The sequence below is a fragment of the Thauera phenolivorans genome (assembly GCF_001696715.1).
Classification (GTDB): Bacteria; Pseudomonadota; Gammaproteobacteria; order Burkholderiales; family Rhodocyclaceae; genus Thauera; species Thauera phenolivorans.
This window is the reverse complement of the sequence record NZ_MBFM01000001.1, coordinates 271,803-279,310: the sequence shown is the minus strand read 5'-3', so window position 1 is coordinate 279,310 and position 7,508 is coordinate 271,803. Positions and strand designations below refer to the sequence as shown.

General features: G+C 65.1%; 9 protein-coding genes and 1 pseudogene. 8 read left to right on the top strand and 2 right to left on the bottom strand.

Annotation, left to right across the window (positions count from 1 at the left end; translation table 11 throughout):
- Positions 1-270, bottom strand: a pseudogene (locus tag BB334_RS01300) (proline--tRNA ligase); the annotation flags it as partial.
- A 174-nt stretch (positions 271-444) separates the two neighbouring features.
- On the opposite strand from BB334_RS01300, the gene BB334_RS01295 reads away from it, so the two are divergent.
- From BB334_RS01295 to coq7, 3 genes are read left to right on the top strand one after another with little or no spacing between them, the layout of a single operon-like run.
- Complete coding sequence (locus BB334_RS01295; RefSeq protein ID WP_068803565.1) at positions 445-993, top strand: RNA pyrophosphohydrolase; 549 nt, start codon at positions 445-447, stop codon at positions 991-993.
- A 55-nt stretch (positions 994-1,048) separates the two neighbouring features.
- Positions 1,049-1,591 carry a CNP1-like family protein gene (locus BB334_RS01290; protein ID WP_068803564.1) on the top strand — a complete coding sequence of 181 codons (543 nt, stop codon included), beginning with the start codon at positions 1,049-1,051 and terminating at the stop codon, positions 1,589-1,591.
- Positions 1,588-2,208, top strand: coding sequence for a 2-polyprenyl-3-methyl-6-methoxy-1,4-benzoquinone monooxygenase (gene coq7, locus BB334_RS01285; RefSeq protein ID WP_068803561.1), 621 nt, complete (start codon positions 1,588-1,590; stop codon positions 2,206-2,208). Before BB334_RS01290 ends, coq7 begins: the two co-directional genes overlap by 4 nt.
- A 31-nt stretch (positions 2,209-2,239) precedes the next feature.
- On the opposite strand, the gene BB334_RS01280 is transcribed toward coq7, so the two are convergent.
- A complete protein-coding gene (locus tag BB334_RS01280) occupies positions 2,240-2,659 on the bottom strand; it encodes an OsmC family protein (protein ID WP_068803559.1) in 420 nt (139 codons plus the stop codon).
- Positions 2,660-3,508: 849 nt separating this feature from the next.
- Here BB334_RS01280 and ltrA point away from each other — a divergent pair.
- The 5 genes from ltrA to erpA all read left to right on the top strand — a co-directional run.
- Positions 3,509-4,861 (top strand): group II intron reverse transcriptase/maturase, encoded by a 1,353-nt coding sequence (gene ltrA / locus BB334_RS01275; RefSeq protein ID WP_232756612.1) that lies wholly within the window; start codon positions 3,509-3,511, stop codon positions 4,859-4,861.
- 205 nt (positions 4,862-5,066) lie between these two features.
- Positions 5,067-5,495 carry a 50S ribosomal protein L13 gene (gene rplM, locus BB334_RS01270; protein ID WP_068803557.1) on the top strand — a complete coding sequence of 143 codons (429 nt, stop codon included), beginning with the start codon at positions 5,067-5,069 and terminating at the stop codon, positions 5,493-5,495.
- 14 nt (positions 5,496-5,509) lie between these two features.
- Positions 5,510-5,902: a 30S ribosomal protein S9 gene (rpsI, locus tag BB334_RS01265; protein ID WP_068803556.1), complete on the top strand. Its 393-nt coding sequence runs from the start codon at positions 5,510-5,512 to the stop codon at positions 5,900-5,902.
- A gap of 170 nt (positions 5,903-6,072) precedes the next feature.
- The gene (argC, locus tag BB334_RS01260; protein WP_068803554.1) at positions 6,073-7,101 is read left to right on the top strand and encodes an N-acetyl-gamma-glutamyl-phosphate reductase; all 1,029 of its coding nucleotides are present in this window, start codon (positions 6,073-6,075) and stop codon (positions 7,099-7,101) included.
- A 91-nt stretch (positions 7,102-7,192) separates the two neighbouring features.
- A partial coding sequence (erpA, locus tag BB334_RS01255; RefSeq protein ID WP_068804380.1) for an iron-sulfur cluster insertion protein ErpA occupies positions 7,193-7,508 on the top strand: 316 nt, incomplete at its 3' end.

The following is a 7,508-nucleotide window of genomic DNA, read 5'->3' as shown; positions in this document are numbered from 1 at the left end:
GCCCATCTTGTCCCAGCGCTCGGTCTCCTGCCACAGCTCGGCCGGCTGCACCATCGGCATCGTCAGTTCGAGCGCGCCGGCCCGGTTCATCTCCTCGCGCACGATGTTCTCGACCTTGCGGATCGAGCGCAGGCCGATCGGCTGATACGAGTAGATGCCGGCGGCGGCCTTGCGGATCATCCCGGCGCGCAGCATCAGCTGCTGGCTGACGATCTCGGCGTCGGATGGGGCTTCCTTCAGGGTGAACAGGTGGAACTGGGTGGCGCGCATGGGAGGTTCGGTCCGGGAGGGCGTTGTCGAAACCGCGGGATTCTAGCGCAGGGGCGATCGGATTGCCCCTGCGCTTTCGTTGAGTGTGCCGGAACTGCGGCGGGGCCGCGCTTTCAAAGAGTCGGCAAGTGTGGAAAAATCCATTCCAACCGCAGAAATATTAAGGTCTTAATCATGCTCGACCGTGAAGGCTATCGCCCGAACGTCGGCATCGTACTGGTCAACGCGCGCAACGAGGTCTTCTGGGGCAAGCGCATCCGCGAACACTCATGGCAGTTCCCGCAGGGTGGCATCAAGCACGGCGAATCGCCGGAGCAGGCGATGTACCGGGAGCTGTTCGAGGAAGTGGGTCTGCGCCCGGAGCACGTGAAGATTCTCGGTCGCACGCGCGGATGGTTGCGCTATGACGTGCCACGCCACTGGGTGCGGCGCGAATGGCGCAATACGTACCGCGGACAGAAGCAGATCTGGTTCCTGCTTCGCCTCGTCGGGCGCGATACCGACGTCTGTCTGCGTGCGAGCCATCATCCCGAGTTCGACGCCTGGCGCTGGAGCGACTATTGGGTGCCGCTGGATGCGGTGATCGAGTTCAAACGACAGGTGTACCAGATGGCGCTGCTGGAGCTGGCGCGCATCCTGTTCCGCTCGCGGGTCTGGGAGTTGCCCGAGAGCTACCGCCTGCCGGTTGCCGAGCCCGCCACTTCGGCGGCATCGCGGCGCTAGTGTGCGTCTTGCGCGCTCTCGTCCTTCGGGGCGGGGCGCCGCCATGGAGAGGTTCATGCTTGGGAAACACGTTGCGCTTCACCTTATCCGCGGGGGCCTGCTGGCCCTCGCTTGCGTTTCGGCGGGGGCGTCCGCTTTTCTGGGCGATGTCGAGCCGGACTGGACGGAGGACGAGCTCGTGCTGCCGCCCGCACCGCAGGCCTCCCGTCTGATTCCGTTCGAGGTGGGCGGTTCGTCGCCGAACCGGCACTTCATCGACGAGGCGAGCCTCAGCGTCGGCGCCGACCGTGTCGTGCGTTACGTGCTGGTGGTGCGCACGCCGGGCGGTGCCGAAAACGTGACCTTCGAAGGGATCCGCTGCACCACCGGCGAGCGCCGCATCTACGCGGGCGGACGCAGCGACGGCAGCTGGACGCGGATGAAGAACAGCGCGTGGCAGCCGATCTCGCACAACGGCTACAATCGCGCGCGCGCCGCGCTCGCGGTGGATTTCTTCTGCGACGGCCCGGTGCCGCCGCGCGACCGCGAGCACGCGCTCGACCGGCTGCGCGGCGCCGGAGACCATCATCACGACCCTTCGCGTGGAGTACTGCCATGATCGACCGCGCCATCATCGAGTTCGACCGCGCGCTGCGCACCGTCTTCGCACCGGCACACAGCCTGCGTCCGGTTCCCGGCGACGACGTGCCGGATGCGCCGCTCGACGACGCCGAGCGGCGCCACGCGGGTGCGCTGATGCGAGTGAATCACGTGGGCGAGATCTGCGCCCAGGCGCTTTACCAGGGCCAGGCGCTGATGTCGCACGACCCCTCAATCCGTGACGCGCTGGAGCAGGCATCGCGCGAGGAGACCGAGCACCTGGCCTGGACCGAACGCCGCATCGCGGAACTCGGCCAGCGCAAGAGTCTCCTCAATCCGTTGTGGTATGCGGGCGCGCTCGCCTTCGGGGTGGCTGCCGGGCGTTTCGGCGATCGCTGGAATCTGGGCTTTCTGGCCGAAACCGAGCGCCAGGTCGAGAGCCACCTGACGGGTCATCTGGAGCGCTTGCCGCCGACGGACCGCAAGTCGCGCGCGATCGTCGAGCAGATGAAGGCCGACGAGATCGAACATGCCGAGACCGCCGTCCGGCTCGGGGCGCACGCCTTGCCGGCCCCGGTGCGCGGCGCGATGAAGCTAGCCTCGAAGGTGATGACGACGCTCGCCTACCGGGTCTGAGATCGGGGCCCCCAAAGGATGGGGGAGGGGGTCAGTCGAGTTCGATCAGTTCGAGTTCGTGGACGATCTCGGCGGTCTTGGCGAGCATGATCGACGCCGAGCAGTATTTTTCCGCGGAAAGATGGATCGCCCGTTCCACGGTCTCGCGCTTGAGTTTGCGGCCGCTGACGGTATAGACGAAGCGGATGCGCGTGAACACCTTGGGGTCGGTGTCGGCGCGTTCGGCCTCCAGGCGCACGGCGCAGCCCTGCACGTCCTGGCGTCCGCGCTTCAGGATCATCACGACGTCGAAGGCGGTGCAGCCGCCGGCGCCGGCAAGCATCATCTCCATCGGCCGCGGCGCCAGGTTGCGGCCGCCCGCTTCCGGCGCGCCGTCCATGGCGACGAGATGGCCGGAGCCAGTCTCGGCAATGAAGCTCATGCCGTCCATCCACTTGACAGTGCATTCCATTCGCTGCTTCTCCTGTGCTGGGTGAGGCGGACGCCATGCGTCCGGATCCGACCGAGCGCGGATTCTACCGGAGCCCGCCGTGAGGCGCGCGCAGGCGAGCTGGCTGGCGCCCGGGAAAGCCATACCCTACGGTATTTATGCGATGCAGCAAAATGGTGTCGCGAAGTGGTCTGACCGGATCGTCGGTCGCGGTCCCGGTGTGCTGCGGATCGCGTTAATTTGATTCGAATCAAGGAAGTGAAAAGCGATAACCGCGTTCGATAGGCGAATCAGTAAGTTTGTACTGCGTCGCACAAAAACTGCTTGCGCTTCGGAGGCCGGATCCGCATAATTGGCCTCAGTCGGATCGCTGGCGCAGCGTCAGGCAGCGCAGTGGATCCAAGCAGTGTCTCCTCCACCCTCCTCCTTTGGTGTGGATTTAACGCAGTCCCAAGAGGGCTGCGTTTTTTTTGTGCGCCCAGCATGGGCGCACTCCTGCGGGTGCAAGTCCCGCCGTAAGTTGATCACAGCGAACGAAGCTAAGCGCAACTGCGCGAGGGTGACCGAGCGTGGGGAGGAAGCGTGGAGCGTAAGCTGCGAGCCGATGAACAAGAATCGGATAGAAGGCGCTGCCGAGCAGGGCGAGCGGGCCAGAAACCGCGAAGCTCTCGTGATCAAGGCGAAGTGGCGTAGATCCGGCGGTTGTGCAGCGAAGGAGTGCGTTCTTACCTGGGGAGATCTCGCCTTGTGCCTGAAAGGGCGACGGTGCCACACCGGAGCGAGGAGTCAGCCGAGGCCGTAGTAGCCGCTGGTTTGGGGCGAAGGGCCGAACGAGTAGGAGGGCCGAAGGCCGTGTCGCTCGGACGTGCAGTGCATCAGAAGCCCGGCGAGCCGGGGCGCAATGCGGGAGAGCGAGGTGAAGCCGAGCTCGAAGCGGTGCGTGATGAAGCACGAACGGCGCGGCGCGCAACTGGAAGCCCGGGGCGAGATGGCCTGCTTGCGCAGGCGCTCGCGAGCGCGAATATGGTTCTGGCGTGGAAACGCGTCAAAGCTAATCGCGGCAGTGCTGGGGCGGATGGGTTGTCGATTGCCGAGACGGCGGAGTACCTGAGAATGCACTGGCCCCGGATTCGGGAATCCTTGCTCGATGGCAGCTACCGGCCCGTGCCGGTGCGCTGCGTCCAGATTCCGAAGGCCGATGGCGGGGTGCGCGAACTGGGGATTCCGACGGTGACGGATCGGCTGATCCAGCAAGCCCTGCTGCAAGTCTTGCAGCCCATCATTGATCCGACGTTCTCCGAACACAGCTATGGCTTCCGGCCGGGACGCCGTGCGCACGACGCGGTGCTCGATGCACAGCGCTACGTGCAGGACGGCTACCGGGTAGTGGTCGATGTGGATCTGGAGAAGTTCTTCGACCGGGTCAATCACGACATCCTGATGGAACGGTTGGCGAGGCGAATCGACGATAAAGCCGTGCTGCGGCTGGTTCGTCGTTACCTCGTGGCCGGGATTCTGGATGGCGGGGTGCTCATCGAGCGGTACGAGGGCACGCCGCAAGGCGGGCCGCTCTCGCCGCTGTTGGCCAATGTGCTGCTCGACGAGGTGGATCGGGAACTGGAGCGACGTGGCCACCGCTTCGTGCGCTACGCCGACGACTGCAACGTGTATGTGTGCAGTCGCCGCGCAGGTGAACGGGTGCTGGAAGGGTTGCGCAAGCTCTACGACCGACTCCATCTGAAGATCAACGAGGCCAAGACGGCGGTGGCGTCGGCGACCGGTCGCAAGCTTCTGGGCTACGAACTGTGGCGCAGTGCGGGCGACCGGATCAAATGCGCGGTCGCCTACAAGGCGTTGGAGACCTTCAAACAACGCATCCGGGAAATGACGCGTCGCTCGGGCGGGCGCAGCCTGCCGGAGGTCGCCGAACGACTGCGGGCCTACATGCCGGGCTGGAAGGCGTACTTCCAGCTTGCGCAGACACCCAAGGTGTTCCGCGAACTCGACGAGTGGATCCGACACCGGCTGCGTGCCGTGCAGCTCAAGCACTGGCGTCGGGGTACGACGATGTATCGGGAATTGTTGGCGCTGGGCGCCTCGCAAGCGGATGCCCGCAGGGTGGCCGCGAACAGTCGGTGCTGGTGGCGTAACAGCCGCATGGCGCTGAACCGAGCGATGCCCATCGCCTACTTCGACCGGCTTGGCGTGCCTCGGCTCTCATGACCTCAACTGCTCGAACCGCCCGGTGCGGACCCGCATGCCGGGTGGTGTGGGAGGGGATCGGTCAGGTAACCTGACCGCCCCTATCCCGATCGTTCTTGGTCGCTCGTGCTCGTCGACATTGACACGCGGGCGGCGCGCGCTTTATTATTTCGCGCTTTCCGTTTGGTGGCCGGCTCGCCAGGCCTGACAAAAATCGAGGATTCGAATGAAAACGTTTTCCGCCAAGCCGCACGAGGTCAAGCGCGACTGGTTCGTGGTCGACGGCACGGACAAGGTGCTTGGCCGCCTCGCCGCCGAAGTCGCCCGTCGCCTGCGTGGCAAGCACAAGGCTATCTACACGCCGCACGTCGATACCGGTGACTACATCGTCGTCGTCAACGTCGAGAAGCTGCGCGTCACCGGCAACAAGGCAACCGACAAGAAGTACTACCGCCACTCCGGCTATCCGGGCGGGATCTACGAGACCAACTTCACCAAGCTGCAGCAGCGCTTCCCCGAGCGCGTGCTCGAGAAGGCGGTGAAGGGCATGCTGCCGAAGGGTCCGCTGGGCTATGCCATGCTGAAGAAGCTGAAGTGCTACGCGGGACCGTCGCATCCGCACACTGCACAGCAGCCCCAAACTCTCGAGATCTGACAGGAGCCGATTCAATGGCTGTGACTTACAACTACGGTACGGGTCGTCGCAAAACTGCGGTCGCGCGTGTCTTCATCAAGCCGGGTTCCGGCAACATCGTCGTCAACGGCAAGCCGGTCGACGAGTTCTTCTCGCGTGAAACCGGGCGCATGGTGGTTCGTCAGCCGCTCGTGCTGACCGGCAACGAAGAGCGCTTCGACATCATGGTGAACGTCACCGGCGGTGGCGAATCCGGCCAGGCCGGTGCGGTGCGTCATGGCATCACCCGCGCGCTGGTGGACTACGACGCCGAGCTCAAGGGCCAGCTGCGCTCCGCTGGTTTCATCACCCGCGACGCACGCGAAGTCGAGCGGAAGAAAGTCGGTCTGCGCAAGGCGCGTCGCGCCAAGCAGTTCTCCAAGCGCTGATCGCTGGCCGCTTTCAGGAAAGCCGTCCCCCGGTGGGACGGCTTTTTGCATTGTGTGCGCCGGCAGCGAGGAGTCCAGCGCTGAAGGCAGGAGGCGCTGCGGGCGGTACATCGATCTGGCCGGAAGTGCCATAATTCGCGCTTCCAGGCCAAGCAGAACGAGGAGGGAAGATGATCAAGGTAGGCGTTGTCGGCGGCACGGGTTACACCGGCGTCGAGTTGCTGCGGCTCCTGTCGCGCCATCCTGGCGTCGAGCTGGTTGCGATCACCTCGCGCGGCGACGCAGGTACGCCGGTAGCCGACATGTTCCCGAGCCTGCGCGGCCGGGTCGGCCTGAAGTTCGTCACTCCGCAGGAGGCTGCGCTCGAGAAATGCGACGCGGTGTTCTTCGCCACGCCCAACGGGATCGCGATGCAGCAGGCCGCCGAGCTGGTCGGCGCCGGCGTGCGGGTGGTCGATCTCGCTGCCGACTTTCGCATCCGTGACGTGGCCGAGTGGGCAAAGTGGTACGGCATGACGCATGCGGCGCCGGAGCTGGTGGCGGAGGCGGTTTATGGACTGCCCGAGGTCAATCGTGAGCAGGTGCGCGGTGCGCGCGTACTGGCGAACCCCGGCTGCTACCCGACCGCGGTCCAGCTTGGCTTCCTGCCGCTCATCGAAGCGGGCGCGATCGAGCTCGGCAACCTGGTTGCGGATGCGAAGTCGGGGGTGTCGGGTGCGGGCCGCAAGGCCGGGGTTCACACTCTTTTCCCTGAGGCGGCCGACAGCTTCAAGGCCTATGGGGTGGCGGGGCATCGCCATCTTCCCGAGATTCGCCAGGGGCTGGCGCTCGCCGCCGGCGCCGAGGTCGGGCTGACCTTCGTGCCCCATCTGGTGCCGATGATCCGAGGCATCCATGCCACGCTTTACGGCCGCCTGACGAAGGACGTCGACCTCCAGGCACTGTACGAGGCGCGCTATGCCGACGAGCCCTTCGTCGATGTGATGCCGAAGGGAAGTCACCCCGAGACGCGCTCGGTACGGGCCTCGAATCTGTGCCGCATCGCGGTACATCGCCCACAGGGCGGAGACACCGTCGTCGTGCTGTCGGTGATCGACAACCTGGTCAAGGGCGCGGCCGGCCAGGCCGTGCAGAATCTGAACATCATGTTCGGATTCGACGAGACGACGGGGCTCGATGTGGTCCCGGTCAGTCCCTGAGGAACTTGCGGCGCGGATTGCGATCCGATGCTTTGACGTTATACGGCGCGACGGTGCATGATGCGCGCCGAGCCCCGACAAAGGAGAGAGTATGACTGCTGTTGCCGAAACCCCCGAAATCCTGGTCTTCACCGATAGTGCCGCCGACAAGGTGCGCGAGCTGATCGAGGAGGAGGGCAACCCCGACCTCAAGCTGCGCGTCTTCGTCAATGGCGGCGGCTGCTCCGGCTTCCAGTACGGCTTCACGTTCGACGAGGAAGTGGCCGAGGACGACACCGCCTACGTCAAGAACGGGGTCACCCTGCTCATCGATCCCATGAGCTACCAGTACCTGCTCGGTGCCGAGATCGACTATACGGAGGGGCTGGAGGGTTCACAGTTCGTGATCCGCAATCCGAATGCGACCA